The sequence below is a fragment of the Hoeflea sp. Naph1 genome (genome assembly GCF_046837775.1).
In the GTDB taxonomy this organism is placed as follows: Bacteria; Pseudomonadota; Alphaproteobacteria; order Rhizobiales; family Rhizobiaceae; genus Hoeflea.
The window spans coordinates 2,320,736-2,338,934 of record NZ_CP177286.1 but is presented as its reverse complement, the minus strand read 5'-3'; the positions used below and the strand labels follow the sequence as shown (position 1 = coordinate 2,338,934).

Genomic DNA, 18,199 nt, shown 5'->3' with positions numbered 1-18,199 from the left:
CAGAGACGTAATGGCGCACAGCGCGGTGGACCGGGATGATTACGCCCCTTCCCACTGCATGGCCCATCAGATAGAATCCGGCGATGGCAGGCATGGCACATGAAATGAACTCCGCGGAGCTGGCAGCACTTCTGCACTTCTACGCCGACAGCGGCGTCGGCGAGCTGTGCGAAGACGCGCCCATCGACCGGTTCGTGCAGACAGCCGAGGCGCTTCAGGCGCGCAAACGGCCGCAACCGCAGACTAATGCCCCCGCGGCAGTCGTACATGGCCAGCAGCCTGCCGCGCCAACACCGCAGCCTGCTCCGAGCATCAGCCGCAAGCCCGCGCCGCAACCGCTCACCCCGGATCCGCAAGCCTCGCAGCTGACCGTTCCCGGTGTGGCTGCGTTCGAACAGGCCCGGGCGCTGGCCGCGAGTGCCAACTCGATTTCCGAACTGCGCGCGGCGCTTGATGGTTTTACCGGTTGCAACTTGCGCCACAGCGCAAAATCACTGGTATTTGCGGACGGCAACCCTGAAGCGCCGGTGATGTTTATCGGCGAAGCTCCGGGACGTGACGAGGATCTGCAGGGAGCGCCTTTCGTTGGCCGTGCCGGGCAGATGCTCGACCGCATGCTGGCTGCCATCGGGCTCGATCGCGACAGCGCCTACATCACCAACATGATTCCCTGGCGGCCGCCAGGCAACCGCACCCCTGCCCCGCACGAGATCGAGCTGTGCCGGCCGTTTATCGAGCGCCATGTGGCGTTGGCTGCGCCAAAGATCGTTGTCATGCTCGGCAACGTCGCGAGCAAGTCGCTGCTGAACACCGACAAGGGAATTTTGTCGATACGCGGCAACTGGATGGACTATCAGGTTGGCGACGCGCCGATCCCGGCGCTGCCGACGCTGCACCCGGCCTATCTGCTGCGCAACCCGGCACAAAAACGGTTTGTCTGGGCTGACCTGCTATCCTTGCAGGAACGGTTGGAGGCACTGGCTGCCGGCTAACCCGTCGCCTCGCCAATTTCCCACCACATCGAAAATATTTTTGCGAAGTCGCAATCGGGCATTCCCGTCGCAATTTGCCATGGCATGATCCAGCTAGAATCGCAGTGTAATTGGGTCTTCCCTTCTCCAGAGAACACACGGGAGAACGGCAAGGCCGTTTTTTTTGTTGGTAGGAAGAGCCGCCATGATCCAGTCCGTACGATCGGTGGCATCGCTGCTACTTTCGACATTTTTCATGCTGGCAGCGGTCGGACTCTCCGGTTATCTGATCCCGATCCGGGCGGTGGAAGAAGGCTGGTCAACCTTCGCCATTTCGCTAATTGCCACCGGATATGCAATTGCGTTCACCGCAAGCTGCATCATCACGCCGCGGCTGGTGCTGCGCGTCGGCCATGTACGCGTGTTCGGCGTGCTGACGACAATGATGGCGATGTCGTTTCTGTTGCATTCGTTGGTGGTTCACCCGATGGCCTGGGTGCTGATCCGGGCGCTGGCCGGTTTCTCCATCGCCGGCGGCTACATGATCATCGAAAGCTGGCTCAACGAGAAGGTCAGCAATGAAAATCGCGGTGCTCTGTTTTCGGTCTACATGATGGTGACCATGTCGGCGATCATGCTCGGTCAGTATGTGGTGCCGTTTGGCGACGTCATGCAGCCGGCCCTGTTCATGGTCTGCGCGTTGATCTGCTCGTTGGCAATCATGCCGACGGCGCTATCGAGCGCACAGTCGCCGCAACCGCTGACCCAAGTGAAATTCGATGTGCCTGCGCTCTACCGGCGCTCGCCGGCGGCAGTCATCGGCACGCTTCTTGCCGGCCTGATCGCCAGCGGATGGAACGGGCTGGGCCCGGTCTATGCCTCGCAACTCGGCCTCACGACAACCGAAGGTGCCTCGATGCTGGCCGTGGCGATGGTCGGCGGAGCGATTTTCCAGTATCCGCTTGGCCGCGCTTCGGACCGGATGGATCGCCGCAAGGTGATGATTTTTGCCGGCCTCGTCGGCGTCATTACCTGCAGCATGACCGCCGTGTTCGGTGTTGAAAACCGAATGATGTTCTTCGCCCTGATGCTGGTGCTGGGCACGGTGCTGTTTCCGATCTATTCGCTCAACGTGGCGCATGCAAATGACCATGCCGAGGCCGATGAATTCGTCGAGGTGTCGAGTGGTCTGATGATCATTTATGGCGTGGCTACCATGATCGGACCGATCATCATCGGCCTGGCAATGGACGGGCTTGGCCCGTTTGCGCTGTTTGCAGCCATGGCGATCTGTTTTGCCACCTATAGCGGCCATGCCGCCTGGCGCATCAGCCGTCGCGAGCAGCCCTCCGAAGAGACGCGCTCGGACTTCCTGATGATGGCGCCGATGCGCGAACAGACCCCGCAAACCGCCGAGCTCGATCCCCGTTCTGACCCGGCCTATAACGACGACCCGGAGGAAGAGCCCGAAGAAGCGGAAGCCGACGCCGACACTCCTCCCGGGACCGTTTGACCGACCGGGCACCGCCCAAATCCCTGGCTAAACACCGGGCACGGGCCGGTCAGACTTGACCCGCAGCTGGTGCGTCCGGGCGGTGGGCTACCGGATGATGAACACGGAAATACCCACGTGAGAAGCCAGGTAACCGGCCTTGGATGAGAAGAAATGGTCGAGAAATCCCGGAACATGCGAGGCCATGACCACCAGGTCGGCGCCAAGTTCTTCCGCTGCTTCCTTGAGCCGGAAATCAAGGTCCACCGCGGGGTCATGCGAGGTCTTGGCCATGGCTGCAAATGTCACGCCGTGCCTGACGGATTGATCTGAAGCAAAAGCGTCGAGCTTGGCCGCAAACTCCTTCGGATTATGCGACACCGGCCCCGGTTCAGCGCCAGCCACGCCAACAATGGTCACGGATGAATTGTAAAGCTTTGCCAGATCTGCCGCGGTGGTCAGCGCCTTTTCGAGCTGAACAGCGTGCGTGAGATCGACCGGCACCATGATCTTTGAATACATTTCTTGCTCCTTTCAGGATCAGCCGCAGAATTGGGCGTGATCGACGGCGCAAACAGGGCGCGCCGTTTCGATGCGCCTATTGGAGCAAATCCGAAACGACGGCGCCTTGACCAGTGTCAACTGGTCAATATCAGGCGGTAATACTGAAATTCTGACCCTATATACCTTGTGCGGCGCACCGCACCCTACGCCGAGCCATACCAATATGCAGGGTGCCAACTATCCCTGCGGGGTGACAAGCCGGCGCTGGGCCCGACGTTCAAGCCCGAGCCTGTGCTCGCGCAGGATGACGAACAGACCGGCGCTGACGACAATCGCGGTACCGGTCAGCATGGTCCAGGTCGGCACGTCGCCAAACACGACATAACCGATGACGATACCCAGAATGATCGAGGTGTATTCAAACGGGGCGATGGTCGATACATCGGCATGACGGTAGCTTTGGGTCAGCAATATCTGCCCGAGACCGCCACAAAATCCGGCCAGCGCCATCAGCACCAGTGTCTGCCAGTCCGGCACGACCCAGCCAAAGGGAATCGTGGCCAGCGACAGAACTGTGGCTGTGAGCGAGAAATAGAGCACGATCGTCGGCGTCCGTTCGGTCAGAACCAGCTTGCGCACCAGAATCATGGCGGTGGCGCCGAGCGAGGCGGAAATCAGAACCGCAACCGCGCCGAGCGCTTCGCCGGAACCGAAGCCGTCGCTGAACAGACTCAGCCGCGGCCAGGAGATGATCATCACCCCGCCAAGACCAACGGCCACCGCCGACCAGCGAAAGATGCGCACGGTCTCGCGCAGGAAAACCGCGGCGAATACCACAGCTATCAGCGGCATGGCGTAGCCAATGGCGATCGCATCGGGCAATGGCAGTTGCATCAGGCCGTAAAACCCAAACCCCATGGCCATGACGCCGACCAGACCGCGCATTACATGCGACAGCGGGTTGGCGGTGCGCCAGGCGCCATCAAGCTGTCCGCGCAGAGCCAGATAGACCAAGATCGGAACGATGGCGAAGGCCGAGCGGAAGAACACGATCTGCCCCGCAGGCAGGCCCTCACCGCCGGCCTTGATCAAGGTCGACATGCTGACGAAGACACAGACCGACATCACCTTGAGCCCGATTCCAACCATCGGCGATGCGCTCTGCGCCGGAGTTGATGACACATCCAGTCGCGCCGCTTTTGTCTCGGTCTCAACCGGGCTTTTTTGACTCACTTGAATTTCCTTTCATGCGGGCCGTAGACAGGGACACACCGGGCTTGCAATTGGACCGGCAAACGTGGCGGCAGATCAGAAGGCAAACCACCGGACCATAGCCCGTCAGCTGGCTGGCGTCCGATCAAATAAGCTGATGATCGGGCTGCACTTTGCTGATGGGCCCCGTCTTCACCCGATGCCTGATCTAAATGTTGAGCGCCTCCCAGACCCGTAGCGGCGTCGCCGGCATGTCGATATGGCGCACGCCGCGGGCTCGGTCGAGCGCATCGACCAGCGCGTTGGCCACCGCCGGACAGGCGCCAATGGTGCCGGCCTCGCCCGCCCCCTTGATTCCCATGGCGTTAGTGGTCGAGGGAACATTGCGGGTCTCGAAATCAAAATACGGCACGCTGTCGGCGCGCGGCATGGCATAGTCCATGAAGCTCGCAGTCAGCAATTGTCCGTCCTCAGAATAGACCACGCCTTCGCTCAGGCACTGGCCGATACCCTGCATGACGCCGCCATGCACCTGCCCCAGAAGCAGCACCGGGTTCACGGTAACGCCGAAATCATCGACGATGGTGTAGGCAATAACTTCAACATGGCCGGTTTCCGGATCGATTTCGACCTCGCAGATATGGGTGCCGTTGGGATAGGTTGCCTCGTCCTGCACCACATCGGCTTCGCCGGTGCGGTCTTCATCGGACTTGGCGACGCGGGCGATCTCGGCGAAACTGAGCACCCGGTCGGTACCGACGATCCGCGCCGAACCTTCGACCAACTCGATATCGGCGGCCGAGGCTTCGAGTTCATCGACGGCCAGCTTCCTGATCTTGTCAGCCAATACTTCGGAAGCGCGGTTGACCGAGACGCCGCCAAGCGGGATCGATCTCGAACCGCCGGTGCCGCCGCCCCTGGCAAGTTCGTTGGTATCGCCCTGGCGCACCGTGATCCGGTCAAAATCAATGCCGATCTTGTCGGCAACGAACTGGCTATAGGCCGTGGCATGGCCCTGACCATTGGTCTGGGTGCCGATATAAAGGGTTACGCCACCATCGGCATCGAGCGTCAGCTTCGCAGGTTCGGAACCTGCAAAGGCGCAGGCCTCGATATAGACGGCCGTACCGAAGCCGCGCAGCTTGCCGCGCGTTGCAGCCTCGGCTGCTCGTTCGGGAAAACTTGCCGCGCCCGCCTTTTCCAGTGCCCGGGTCATGTGGCCGTCAAATTCGCCGACATCGTAGTTGCGCCCGCCCTGGGTCATATAGGGCATTTGCTCGGGCCGGATGAAATTGCGCCGGCGCAGTTCTGCCACCGGCATGCCGATTTCGCGCGCGGTGGCGTCGATCAGCCTCTCGATCAGGAACGCCGCTTCGGGGCGCCCGGCGCCGCGATAGGCGTCGACCGGCGTGGTGTGGGTGTAGACCCCGCGTAGCTTGAAATCGAGATTGGCGATGTCGTAGACACCGGTCGCCATCGAGCCGCCAAAAGTTGGCACATAGGGACCGAACTGGCTCAGATAGCCGCCCATATTGGCGAGAATGTCGATCTGCAGCCCGGTGATACGGGCATCCTTGTCGAGCGCCAGCGACGCGGTCACGAGGTGATCACGGCCATGGGCGTCGGCAAGGAAATGCTCGGTGCGGTCGCAGACCCATTTGACCGGCCGACCGAGTTGCCGCGCGCTTTCCAGCGCCAGCGGGTATTCGCGATAATTGAACGATTTGGTGCCAAAGCCGCCGCCGACATCGCGGGTGACAACCCGGAAGGCGTCGAGGTCCATGCCGAACACGTCCTTGGCGAGCGTACGGCGAATGGAATGAACACCTTGCGAGCCGAGCGTCAGCGTGAATTTTCCAGCCTCACCATCCCATTCGGCGAGACAGGCGCGCGGTTCCATGTAATTGGAGACCAGTCGGTTATTGACGAAACGGACGGTCGTCACATGATCGGCGCTGGCGACAGCAGCTTCGGTCGCCTCGGCATTGCCAACCCGGTACAAGAACGCCTGGTTGGTGCCCAGATCCGGCCAGACCAGCGGCCGGTCCTGATCGAGCGCGGTGGCGAGGTCGACATGGGCGTTACTGATTTTCCAATCAATGTCGATCAGCTCCGAGGCTTCCTGGGCCTGCGCCAGCGTGTCGGCGACAATAAAAGCCACCGCGTCGCCGACGTGACGTACCTCGCCGTCGCATAAAAGCGGTGTGTGCTTGAGCGCGTGGCGGGTTCCATCGGGCTGCTTGAGCGGCGTCTGGCAGATCACCGGGCCGAGATGGGCCACATCCTTGGCAGTCAGCACCAGATGCACGCCGTCGGCCGAACGCGCCGCGTCGAGATCATTGAAGCTGAACCGGGCCGCAGCATAGGATGAGCGCAGCACGTACCCACGCAATTCACCTTCGGCGGTGATGTCATCGGTAAAGGCGCCCTCACCGCGAATCAGCTTAGGGTCTTCCTTGCGCAACGCGGATGCGCCGACTCCGAATTTTGGGGTGGCGATGTTCATGGTATTTCCTGTTGAATGCTTGGACGTCGGGCACATGCGCGATTCCAGTCTATATTTAGAGTGCCTGGACGATTTGTCGAGGCAAACGGAGACCACCCTGCCTCTCATCCGCCAGCTGATGCAGCAGGCGCGATCAACCGGTAAAACAGTGGCAAAGCCATGGTCGTAAGCCACTCTAAGTGATGAAATTGCCGTACCCCGGCGATGCCGAGCATATTAACGCTTCAGCATTAACGCCATAGCAGCATCCTCTGTGATAGCGTCCGGACCAATATTGAATAGTGCGGGGTATTTCATATGCGGACTGAATCGGGACAGGTCTTCAAGCTTGACGACTATCGACCTACGGATTTCGTTGTCGAACGGATCGACCTTACGTTCGAACTGGACCCGGCGGCGACCAAGGTAGTCTCGCGGGTGATCCTGCACCGGCGCGAAGGCGTGGCGGCGGACGCGGCGCTGGTGTTTGATGGCGACGAATTAACGCTCGACGGTCTGCAGCTTGATGGTACTGACATTGATCCAGCCAATTACGCGGCGACGCCTGACAGGCTGACCATTCGCGCTCTGCCCGAAAGCGGCCCGTTCGAGATCACAGTCTCCACCACGATCTCGCCCGAAAGCAACACCACATTGATGGGGCTTTACCGCTCCAGCGGGGTCTATTGCACGCAGTGTGAGGCCGAAGGGTTCCGCCGCATCACCTATTTCTATGACCGGCCGGATGTGCTTGCGGTCTACACCATTACTGTCATAGCCCGCAAAGACGATGCCAAGCTGTTGCTGTCGAATGGCAATTTCCTCGGCGGCGGTGACTATGACGAAAGCCGCCATTTCGCCGCCTGGTTTGATCCGCACCCCAAGCCCTCCTATCTTTTCGCGCTGGTTGGCGGCGACCTCGGCATGATCGAAGACAGCTTCACCACCATGAGCGGCCGCGACGTGGCGCTGAAGATCTATGTCGAGCACGGCAAGGAAGCCCGCGCCGGCTATGCGATGGACGCCCTCAAGCGCTCGATGAAATGGGACGAAGAAGTCTATGGGCGGGAGTATGATCTCGATATCTTCCAGATCGTCGCGGTGTCGGATTTCAACATGGGGGCGATGGAGAACAAGGGGCTCAATGTCTTCAACGACAAATACGTACTGGCTGACCCGGAGACGGCGACCGACGCTGACTACGCCAATATCGAGGCGATTATCGCGCATGAGTATTTTCACAACTGGACGGGTAACCGCATCACCTGCCGCGACTGGTTCCAGCTCTGCCTGAAGGAAGGACTGACGGTCTATCGCGACCACACTTTCTCGGCCGACCAGCGCTCGGCGCCGGTCAAGCGCATCGCCGAAATCCGGCTGCTCAAGGCGCATCAGTTCCCCGAGGATGCGGGTCCACTCGCCCATCCGGTGCGTCCGGAAAAATATCGTGAGATCAACAACTTCTACACGGCAACCGTCTATGAAAAAGGCTCGGAAGTGGTGCGCATGATCCGCTCCATTCTGGGCGCGGATGATTTCCGCAAGGGCATGGATCTGTATTTCGAGCGGCATGATGGCGACGCCTCAACCATCGAAGATTTTCTCGCCTGTTTCACAGACGCCAGCGGCCGTGACCTGACACAGTTCGCACTCTGGTACAGCCAGGCAGGCACCCCGTCGGTCACCGTGTCGACCGATTGGAACGAAGCCGACAAGGCTTTCAGTGTGACACTCGAGCAGTCGCTGGCGCCGACGCCCGGGCAGTCACGCAAGGCGCTGATGCATATTCCGCTGGCCTATGGGCTGATCCTGCCCGATGGTCGCGAATTCGAGGGGCAACCCAGCGGTGGCGGGGCCGAGAACGGCGTATTTCACCTGACCAAACGCAAACAGACCTTCCGTTTTGCCGATGTGCCCGAGCGGCCGGTGCTGTCGATCAATCGCGGCTTTTCAGCCCCGGTCAATATCGCCATGGAACAAAGCATCGCTGATCTGGCACATATCGCCCGCTTTGACAGCGATGGCGTGGCCCGATGGCAGGCGATCAACGACCATGCAACCCGAAGCCTGATAAGTGCGGCTCAGCTTACCCGCGACGACCGCAAACTGCCGTCGGTCGCCGAACTGGCTGAAATCCTTATCGCCACGGCAGCCGATGAGAGCCTCGAGCCGGCCTTCCGCGCCCAAGCGCTGACACTGCCCGCTGAAAGCGACATCGCCCGCGAGATCGGCAGCAATATCGACCCTGACGCTATTCACACAGCCCGCGAAGCGGTGATGATGGAAGTGGCACATGCCGGTCTGGAAACCTTTGCCGCGCTGGCTGACGGCGCGCCAAAGGGTGCCTACAGCCCGAATGCGGCGGATGCCGGCAAGCGGGCACTGGCAGCCACGGCTATGGCCTATGCATCGATCGCCGAAGGCTGGCCGGACCGGCTCAAGAAGGCGTTCGATGCGGCCGACAACATGACCATGATGGCACAGGCGCTGCAATTGCTGGTATACCAGTTTGCCGGCGCGGAAGAGACCCGGGAGGCGCTGGAGAGCTTTCGGACGCGCTTTGCCGACAATCCGCTGGCGCTTGATAAATGGTACACGATCCAGGCAATGGCGCCGGGTGCAAACAGTTGTGACCGGGTCGAGCAACTGCTTGCCAGTCCGGATTTCGATCGCACCAACCCCAACCGCATGCGCGCGTTGGTCGGCGCCTTCTCGGCAGGCAACCCCACCGGTTTCAACCGCGCCGACGGCGCCGGCTACCGGCTGTTGGCACGCGAGGTAATTGCCATCGACAAGCGCAATCCGCAACTCGCTGCACGGATTCTCACTGCCCTTCGTTCGTGGCAATCGCTGGAAGCTGGACGGCAAGAACAAGCCCGTCTCGCGCTCGTTTCAATCCGTGAAGCCGGCGCGCTCTCGGCCGATGTGAGCGATATTGTCGACCGCATGCTGCCAGACTGAGACCGCGTCGGCCAACAATCAAACACCTGCAGCCGCTGCTGTTAAGCCCCTTTGCGAAGCCACCAATTGAGGCTTGGCCGGGGTTCCGCCGCATCGGATTTCGCGAACCGGCGTGGCAAGCTGCATCCGGACCCATAACAGTTGCGACTCGATTCTAACAATATCGACATGAAATCAACTCGTTAACAGAACCTTTCTTTTAAGGCTGGACAAGCCGAATCGCCTTTGATTCATTAGGGCAGATTCGGAGATGCGGTTGTCCGAATCCCAATGGGGACAGATACAAATTATGGCGGACGCGCAGCCTATTCCTGCGGCCGAAGGGTCGATTCATGCTCACAAACCAGACGCAAAACGTGCGTCAGGACGAGTGCTTTCCGGGCATGCGAAACTGTTTGCGCAACCTGCCTATGATCGTCTGATTGGTGCCGAGCCGTTTCTCAAGCGCCTCATTCCCGTGCTCATCATCGCTTTCCTGGTGGTGGTGGCCGCTGCTCGCTACATCAACATCAACGAGGGCCGCGAGCGGCTGCAGACCGCTGCCGAGCAACTGACGGCGCTTTCGGCCGTGGCAGCGAGCGCCGCGCTGTCGGTCGACCTGACGCCGGTGCGCGCAGGATTGCGCTGGGAAACGGAGGCGCGGCTCAACCGGGCACTCGATTCAATATCCCAGAACGGGGGGCGTTATATGCTGGTGCTGGACGCCACCAACCGGGTGTTTGCCGCCACCGCCGGCGGCCGTCATCTGGTCGGTCGCTCTGCGGCGAGCCTGATGCCGGAAACCTCACCGCTGTGGCTGTTTGGCAATCGCGCCGGAGTTCAGGCGATCGAGTTTGACGGCGAACAAAACCTGGCCGCCTTGACCCGGCTGCCCGATGGCGTAGGCGCATTGTTGTCGCTGACACCCGTCACGGACATGGACGAAGCCTGGCGGCAGGCGGTTTCGGTCAATGTTACTCTTTTCATCGCCACCTCCTCCATTCTGCTGGTCATTCTCTATGCCTATTTCAGCCAGGCCGGCCGCGCCCAAGAAGCCGATGACATCTATCTCGAAAGCCACCGGCGGGTCGACATGGCGCTGTCACGTGGTCGCTGCGGATTGTGGGACTGGGACATGGCGCGCGGTCGGCTCTACTGGTCGCGCTCGATGTACGAGATGCTCGGGCTGTCGCCACGCGACAGCGTGATCTCGTTCGGCGAAGCCTCGCAGCTGATCCATCCCGATGACGGCGATCTTTACGAAGTCGCACAGAAAGTGGCCAGCGGCGATATCAAGCAGGTTGATCACCTGTTCCGCATGCGCCACGCCAATGGGCATTACGTATGGATGCGGACCCGGGCGCAGGTGGTAGACCCAAGCTCGGGACAGACCCATCTGATCGGTATCGCCATGGATGTGACCGAACAGCATCGGTTGCAGCAACACTCTGCAGAGGCCGATCAGCGGCTGTTTGATGCGATCGAAAGCACCTCCGAAGCCTTTGTGCTGTGGGACAGTGATGACAATCTGGTGCTGTGGAACAAGCACTATCAGGAGATCCACGGTCTGCCGAACGAGATCCTGGCGCCCGGCACGCCGCGCGCGGTGGTCGAAAATGCCGCGACACGGCCGGTGGTCGCACGGCGGCTGGCAGTGCCCTGCGCGGCAGGCAGTGCGCAGAGCTTCGAAGTGCAACTGGGTGACGGTCGCTGGCTGCAGGTCAACGAACGCAAGACACGCGACGGCGGCCAGGTGTCGGTGGGCACCGACATTACCCCGCTCAAGCGCAATCAGGAGCGACTTCGCGACAGCGAGAAACGGCTGATGGCAACAATTGGCGACCTCACCTCGTCCCAGGCAGAGCTTAACCGCAAGGCCGCGGAGTTGTCCGAACTCAACCGTGATTACCAGATCGAGACCGAACGCGCCGAGGCCGCCAGCCGCGCCAAGTCGGAATTCCTGGCCAATATGAGCCATGAGTTGAGAACCCCGCTCAACGCCATCATCGGCTTTTCCGAAGTGTTGCAGGCGCGGATGTTCGGTCCGCTCGGGTCGGAAAAATACGCCGAATACGCCGACGATATCCACGGTTCCGGCATTCACCTGCTGAGCGTCATCAACGACATTCTCGACATGGCCAAGATCGAGTCCGGGCAGATGCAGATGGAGCGCGAGGATGTCGACCTGGCGCCGTTGCTGGAAGAGACCATGCGGTTGGTGGCAATCCAGGCGGAAAAGAAGGGCATCGAGGTTCAGCCACGAATCTCGCCCCGACTGTCGCTGCATGCCGACCGCCGGGCAATGAAGCAGATCTTGCTCAACCTTTTGTCCAATGCGGTCAAGTTCACCGAGCCCGGCGGCCGCATTCTGGTGCGCGCCCGCAAGACCTCGTGCGCGGTGACGCTGACGATCGAGGATACCGGCATCGGCATTCCCAAGACCTTGCTCCGCCGCATCGGTCAGCCCTTCGAGCAGGTGCAGAACCAGTTTTCCAAATCCACCGGCGGTTCCGGTCTGGGACTTGCGATCTCGCGCAGCCTGGCCGAACTTCATGGCGGCGCGATGAAGGTCCGTTCCACCGAGGGCGTAGGCACCATTGTCAGTGTGCGGGTGCCGATCGATTGCCCCGAAACACGGACTGCCAAGTCAGGAAAAGCCGATAGGCCCGAGGCCGCCCGCGAGGCTGCGGAGAGCGAAAGCACCGAAGCCTGAGTAGCAAGCTCTAAAACGGTCCGGTTGATTTCAGCCGGTGCCGGGTAGCATTTGTTCACCGCATTGTTGATCATTGCGCTGCTGGTTTCCGGCACGCCGGCCGATGTCTACGATCGGGGCCAGCATCACCGCATTGGCGCCAAGGTGCTGCTGGCGCTGCTTATCGGGCATGCGGGTGCGGCCCTTTTCCACCATTATATCAAGAAGGACGCGACGCTCCGGCGGATCGGTTTCGGACGTTCCTGAAAACAGAACCGGCGCCGGAAAGGTTCCAGCGCCGGTTCTGCAAGCGGATTGTCAATTTTGCGCTCAGGCGGCGCGGGCGGAAGCTGGTTGAGCCGAGTTGTGGCCCGCATTGTTCTGCGGCAGGCGGAAATTGCGCAGCATGCCGTGCAAATGCGTACTTTCCTGGCTCAGTGTCTGGCTGGCCGCACTGGTTTCTTCCACCATCGCTGCGTTCTGCTGGGTCATCTGGTCCATCTGGTTGATGGCCGTGTTGACCTCGGCCAGGGCGCTCGCCTGTTCGCGAGCAGCGGTGGCGATCGAATTGACCTGGTCATTGACCTGGTTGACGAAGGCTTCGATTTCAGCGAGCGCCTCACCGGTCGACTTCACCAGCGCCACGCCGGACTGGACCTCGGTAGCCGAACTGCTGATAAGTTCCTTGATCTCGCGCGCCGCAGTGGCGGAGCGCTGGGCCAATTCACGCACTTCCTGGGCGACCACGGCAAAGCCCCTGCCCGCCTCACCGGCACGCGCCGCCTCGACGCCGGCGTTGAGCGCCAACAGGTTGGTCTGGAAGGCGATTTCATCGATCACGCCGATGATCTTGCTGATGCGATCGGATTCGTCCTTGATCCGGGTCATCGCGGTGATGGCGCTGTTGACGATCTGGCCCGATTTATCGGTGCTCTGGCGGGTCTCTTCGACCACGCGGTTGGCCTCGTTGGCCCGCTCGGAAGAACTGCGCACCGTCGAGGTGATCTCATCGAGTGCTGCAGCGGTTTCTTCCAGCGATGCGGCCTGCTGTTCGGTCCGCATCGACAGATTGTTGGCGGCCTCCGAAATGCCATCGGCACTGGCGTGGACGACATCAGTCGACTGGGCGATCGTGGCGATCACGTCGGCAAGCGACATGACTGCATTGTTGAAGTCATCGCGCAGCTTGCCGTATTCGGGCGCAATCTCGCCGATATTGACGGTCAGGTCACCACTTGCCAGACGTTCCAGAGCCGACCCCAGCGTGTCCATGACATCGCTCTGGGTCTGGTTGATCTGCTGCTGGCGCCGTTCGCTTTCGCCACGTTCGCTCTCGAGATACTGCTGCTGTTCGGCTTCACGCTCTTTCAATTGCAGACGCTCGTGAACGCTGTCACGCAACACCAGAACCGCGGCAGCCATCTCGCCGATTTCGTCCTTGCGGCCGGTCTCGGGCACTTCGCAGCTGACATCTTCCTGCGCAATCGCATTCATGGTCTCATTCAGCCGTCCGATCGGGGTGACGACACTTCGGACGATGGCAACCGAGAACAGGATGATCGCCAGCGCGCCCAGCCCCAGGATAATGGCGGTGTTGATGGCGTTTTTGCTGAACATTGCGGCCAGATCGTCGCCATAGACTCCGGTGCCGATCACCCAGCCCCAAGGCGCGAATCCGGCCACGTGGGAATATTTGAGCACTGGCTCTTCACTGCCCGGCTTGGGCCAATAATACTCGACGAAACCTTGGCCGTGGGCTTTCACCACCTCGATGAATTCCCGGAAGAAGTACTTGCCTGTTGGGTCCTTCATATCGGCAAGATCGCTGCCTTCAAGCGCCGGCTGCATCGGGTGCATGACCATGAAGTTGGACAGATCGTTGATCCAGAAATAACCGTTGCCCTCGTAGCGCATTGGCCGAACGGCGTTGAGCGCGCGTGTCTGGGCCTCTTCACGGGTCAATTCACCGGAGGTTTCCATGGCATAAAAATGCGCGAGCATGGTGGTGACGTTTTCGTTCATCGCGCTCAGCTTGGCCTTGCGCTCAACCACCATCGAATCGTGGGATTCATAGAGTTTGTAAACTGCCGCTGCGGTGAACACCGCCAAGGCTAGGCCGACAAGCACGTACAGTCTCGTCGATATCCGGAAATTGCTCATCATTGTACTGGCCCAACCCATGCTGGAGGTGTTTCAAGTAGGGTCGGTTATCGTGAGACGCGATTAATTATTACATACAGGTGATAGGCGAGATTTGGGTATGAGCCGTTTTGACACACCCGTCGCTATTCCCTCATACACCGGTTTTAACGCTAGGTTTCTGCTCCATGAACCTGACGCGTTAAGCTCCTTCCGTGAGGGCCGCGTGATGAAGCAGGTTACTTGCCTTCAAGCACCCAGGCGCGGGCTTGTGCAAGCTCGGCATTGGCGAAGGTGCGCACCGGATAATGCAGTACCGGTGCGAAGATCATGATTGCATCACGCAGCCAGCCGACGTCACTGACAAAGGCCAGCCGTTCGAAATCCGACCATCGCGACAGGCCAAGCTTGGTATCTGACCACATCGCGCCCGGCGCCATCGCTTCAAACTCCGGTCCCATCTGGCAAAGCAGGCGGATGGTGCCATGCTGGTCGACGCGGCGGCTGGTCTCCGGAACCAGCACGGTTTCATAATCGTTGGCGGTCACCGTGCCGGTAAACGAAACCGCCAGTACGTCATCGGGATAGCCTTCAAGGACCGTGATCATCAGCTCGTTGCTCCCTTGTGTTTGTGCGCATTCGCTTCCGTGGCCGGTCGTGCCCCCTTGGTGAGTATCCAGTCAGCGATGCCGGGCCAGACGTCCTTGAGCGTGCGCGACCCCATGAACAGGCCGATATGGCCGCCGGGCACCAGTTGCTTGACGATGTCGGTCTGCGGCGTGCCCAACAGCTCGGCAGCCGCGAACACCTGCTCCTTTGTGGTGATATCGTCTTGCGCTCCCGCCAGCAGATAAGCGGGGCACGTCACATCCTTCAGGTTGAGCTTGCGGCCGAGCCCGGTGAACTCGCCCTTGGCAAAACGGTTCTGCTTGAACAGCAGCTCGATGGCCTGAAGATAATAAGCGCCCGGCAGGTCGAGTGGATTTTCGTACCAGCGCTCGAACCGCTCAGTGCGGGTGATATAGCTTCGGCTTTCGATATGGGCGTAAAGATCGAGAAACTTGCCCAGATACTGCTCGCCGGGATGCATGTTCTTCCAGCCGGCCAGCATGTATTTTCCGAGCATTCGGCCATGTCCCGCCGCAACCATCTCCTGATAGAGGCTGAGCGGCATGGCGTGCGCCAGTTTCTTGATCGGGCCATCACCGGCATCGGTGTCGATCGGCGCCCCGGCCAGAACCAGCGACGCTACCTTGTCGGGAAACCGGCAGGCATACATCGCCGACAACCAGCCACCCTGGCACAGCCCGACAAGCGCGACGCGGCCGCCAAGGTGATCGACGGCCAGGTTGAGATCAGCCAGATAGGTATCGATATCATAATCCCGCATCGCTTCGGTCGCCGCTTTCCAGTCGGTGACAAGCACCCGAGTCAGCCCTGATTGCATCAGCGTTTCGACCAGGCTCTGTCCCTTGGCGTAATCGGCAATGGTGGCGGAATGACCGGCATAGGGTGCGTCAATGATCACCGGCAGCGCATCGCTGTCGCCGGTGGAAAAATCGCGAAGCCGCATCGTGTCCAGATCCAGCGCGATCCGGTTTTCTGACGCCCATTCCGGTGGTGGCGGGGATTTTATCTTCTCGGCTTCGGCGACAAAGCGAAGATTATCACGAAACAGTTTCATCCCCGTCTGCTCCATCTCGATGGCGGCGGCCATCGGCCAGAACCACGGAACGGAGTGCTCATGGCGGGGAGCCGTGCAGGACTGGTCGGACATGTGTTTTTTCCTTGTCAGTATATGTAAACCAGCGTCATCGGGATTGCCGATCACACCGTGGATAAGACAGAGAAAAAACTAGACCTACATTGTGCCTCGAGTTTGACATACAGCAGACCGCTGTCGCGATCGCAGAGCACTACCCGTCCGCCGCGGTATGCATGGGTAGGAACCGGTTGGCGGATTATGCATCACCGCCCCTTCACAGCACCGAGCGTGATCACTGGGCAGCGCTGACCGCGCGAAGCGCATCCGACGTCGCAGTTTAACTCAGAAGGCCGTTGGTAATCGACTCTCGCAGCTCGAACTTGTCAATCACACCGAGAATGCCACGCGTTTGGTAGTCGCCGAATTTTTCATGATCGCGCGCGGCCGAAATCAGATAGATCAAGCTGTCTTGGCTGACGGCCCGGATCCTGTCGATGGTATCGGTGTAGTCCTTGTAGGGCGCCAAACGGTTGTCGAGCAAAATCACGTCGAACGACTGATTCTCAAGATGAGCGACCGCTTCTTCGAGATCGAACGCAGAGTTAAATTCGGCATCTTCGCCGAAACTCGATTTGAGAAAAAACGACAGAATCTTGTGCTGGACGGGATCGTCGTCAATCAGCAAGACACTTTTCATGGCACCCCCTGCGTGCTCTGTCAGCGCGCTGGCTTACTCGAACACGCGGTTCGCGGAGTCGGGCCCAACGGCTCCGATGGTGAACAACATGCCAGTACCGACTTGCACGAAACTTGTGTGAACCGCCTCATGAATTTCTCCGTATAACTGTCATTGAGCAATTTACCACCCTTTCGACTAATCCATGCGCATTGTATTGATAGATACTTGGATCTTCCCCGCAGAACTTTCCCGCCGGGATCCGAAATGAGGCCCCATGACCGACATCAGACTGCAGTTCGAGCAATTGATGGATCATTTGCAGGTCCCGGCCTTCATCCTCGACGTTGAAACGGATGGCAGCTTCGTATTCCGCGGTGTCAACGCGCTTCTCGCCTCGGCCATCGGCATGAGCAACAATCAACTCAAGGCCCAGAACGTCTATGATGTGCTGCCAAAGCGGTTTGCCGACACGGTGACGGCGAACTACGCCAAATGCGTTGAGCTTCGAGCGGCCCATAAATATGAGGAGGTGCTCGGCTTTGAAACCGGAGAGATCTGGTGGCTGACAACGCTGTCCCCGCTGTTCGACCACGAAGACCGGGTGATCGGCATCGTCGGCCTGGCGGAAGATATCACCGAGTACAAGCACCGCCAGTTCGAAGCTCTGGAGTCGCTGGTCGAGATGCAGAAACTGAGTGAGAAGGTCAGCGCCTTTACCGGCCTGGCGGCCCATGACCTGCGCGGCCCGCTCAGACAGATCCGTCTGGTCACCGAAATCGCAGAAGACGGCTTCATTGATCAGGGAGATGGCAAAAAGGAATTGCTGACGATGATCAAGGATGTGGCTGGTCGCGCGCTGGAGAAGGTCGACGAGGTGCTGCTGCATGCCCAATCGTTCATCGATGAGACCGACAACACCGGCGAGGTGGATTTTGCGCATCTGTGTGCCGATCTGATCGCCTTGCTCGATCCAATGTCACATTTCGAGGTGAGCTACCCGACGCTGATACTCAAGACCGAACCGGTGGCCTTGCAGTTGGTCTTGCGTAACCTGATGGACAACGCGTTCAAGCACGCAACTTTCAGGGTTGAGATCGAGGTAGAGCAATCCAAGGAAAGCGGCGAACGGTTGGAGATACGCGTTTCCGACGACGGCCCGGGCTTTGCCGACCCACAAGCCGCGCTTGAGCAGATCAAGGATCACGCGTCCAATAACAAGCGAGGCTTCGGCCTGTCGACAGTCGCCCGACTGGTAGCCTCACGGGGCGGTCATCTTTGGATAGGTGAACCGAAGTTCACTCCAGGCGCGACCATTTGCTGGACTGCCAATGCGTGGATATTGTCCGGCCCGGACGCTACGTAGGCAAGGCGTCAGGCTGG

General features: G+C 60.0%; 13 protein-coding genes. 6 read left to right on the top strand and 7 right to left on the bottom strand.

The window, feature by feature from the left end; all coding sequences use genetic code 11:
- Positions 1–104: 104 nt before the first annotated feature.
- Positions 105–992: a uracil-DNA glycosylase gene (locus ACK6D9_RS11055; RefSeq protein ID WP_412048570.1), complete on the top strand. Its 888-nt coding sequence runs from the start codon at positions 105–107 to the stop codon at positions 990–992.
- Between the two features lie 184 nt (positions 993–1,176).
- Positions 1,177–2,484, top strand: a complete 1,308-nt coding sequence (locus ACK6D9_RS11050) for an MFS transporter (protein ID WP_412048569.1) — start codon at positions 1,177–1,179, stop codon at positions 2,482–2,484.
- A gap of 87 nt (positions 2,485–2,571) precedes the next feature.
- Here the strand turns inward: ACK6D9_RS11050 and ACK6D9_RS11045 are convergent, their stop codons facing one another.
- The 3 genes from ACK6D9_RS11045 to ACK6D9_RS11035 form a co-directional block, all read right to left on the bottom strand.
- Entirely contained in the window at positions 2,572–2,985 is a 414-nt protein-coding gene (locus tag ACK6D9_RS11045) for a universal stress protein (RefSeq protein WP_322989031.1), read from the bottom strand.
- A 219-nt stretch (positions 2,986–3,204) separates the two neighbouring features.
- Positions 3,205–4,116: a DMT family transporter gene (locus ACK6D9_RS11040; RefSeq protein WP_322989033.1), complete on the bottom strand. Its 912-nt coding sequence runs from the start codon at positions 4,114–4,116 to the stop codon at positions 3,205–3,207.
- A gap of 271 nt (positions 4,117–4,387) precedes the next feature.
- On the bottom strand, positions 4,388–6,685 hold the full coding sequence (locus ACK6D9_RS11035) for a xanthine dehydrogenase family protein molybdopterin-binding subunit (protein ID WP_412048568.1): 2,298 nt from the start codon (positions 6,683–6,685) through the stop codon (positions 4,388–4,390).
- A 297-nt stretch (positions 6,686–6,982) separates the two neighbouring features.
- On the opposite strand from ACK6D9_RS11035, the gene pepN reads away from it, so the two are divergent.
- From pepN to ACK6D9_RS11020, 3 genes are all read left to right on the top strand, one after another.
- Positions 6,983–9,625, top strand: coding sequence for an aminopeptidase N (gene pepN, locus ACK6D9_RS11030; RefSeq protein ID WP_412051695.1), 2,643 nt, complete (start codon positions 6,983–6,985; stop codon positions 9,623–9,625).
- A 289-nt stretch (positions 9,626–9,914) separates the two neighbouring features.
- On the top strand, positions 9,915–12,317 hold the full coding sequence (locus tag ACK6D9_RS11025; RefSeq protein ID WP_412051694.1) for a PAS domain-containing sensor histidine kinase: 2,403 nt from the start codon (positions 9,915–9,917) through the stop codon (positions 12,315–12,317).
- 66 nt (positions 12,318–12,383) lie between these two features.
- Positions 12,384–12,563: a cytochrome b/b6 domain-containing protein gene (locus ACK6D9_RS11020; RefSeq protein WP_412051693.1), complete on the top strand. Its 180-nt coding sequence runs from the start codon at positions 12,384–12,386 to the stop codon at positions 12,561–12,563.
- Positions 12,564–12,626: 63 nt separating this feature from the next.
- On the opposite strand, the gene ACK6D9_RS11015 is transcribed toward ACK6D9_RS11020, so the two are convergent.
- The 4 genes from ACK6D9_RS11015 to ACK6D9_RS11000 form a co-directional block, all read right to left on the bottom strand.
- Positions 12,627–14,456 (bottom strand): methyl-accepting chemotaxis protein, encoded by a 1,830-nt coding sequence (locus ACK6D9_RS11015; RefSeq protein WP_412051791.1) that lies wholly within the window; start codon positions 14,454–14,456, stop codon positions 12,627–12,629.
- Positions 14,457–14,674: 218 nt separating this feature from the next.
- Complete coding sequence (locus ACK6D9_RS11010) at positions 14,675–15,043, bottom strand: STAS/SEC14 domain-containing protein (protein ID WP_412051692.1); 369 nt, start codon at positions 15,041–15,043, stop codon at positions 14,675–14,677.
- A complete protein-coding gene (locus ACK6D9_RS11005; protein WP_412051691.1) occupies positions 15,043–16,212 on the bottom strand; it encodes an alpha/beta fold hydrolase in 1,170 nt (389 codons plus the stop codon). Before ACK6D9_RS11005 ends, ACK6D9_RS11010 begins: the two co-directional genes overlap by 1 nt.
- Before the next feature lie 265 nt (positions 16,213–16,477).
- On the bottom strand, positions 16,478–16,837 hold the full coding sequence (locus ACK6D9_RS11000) for a response regulator (protein ID WP_412051690.1): 360 nt from the start codon (positions 16,835–16,837) through the stop codon (positions 16,478–16,480).
- Positions 16,838–17,093: 256 nt separating this feature from the next.
- Here ACK6D9_RS11000 and ACK6D9_RS10995 point away from each other — a divergent pair, with 256 nt between their 5' ends.
- Positions 17,094–18,182 (top strand): PAS domain-containing sensor histidine kinase, encoded by a 1,089-nt coding sequence (locus ACK6D9_RS10995; protein WP_412051689.1) that lies wholly within the window; start codon positions 17,094–17,096, stop codon positions 18,180–18,182.
- The last annotated feature ends 17 nt before the right edge of the window (positions 18,183–18,199 follow it).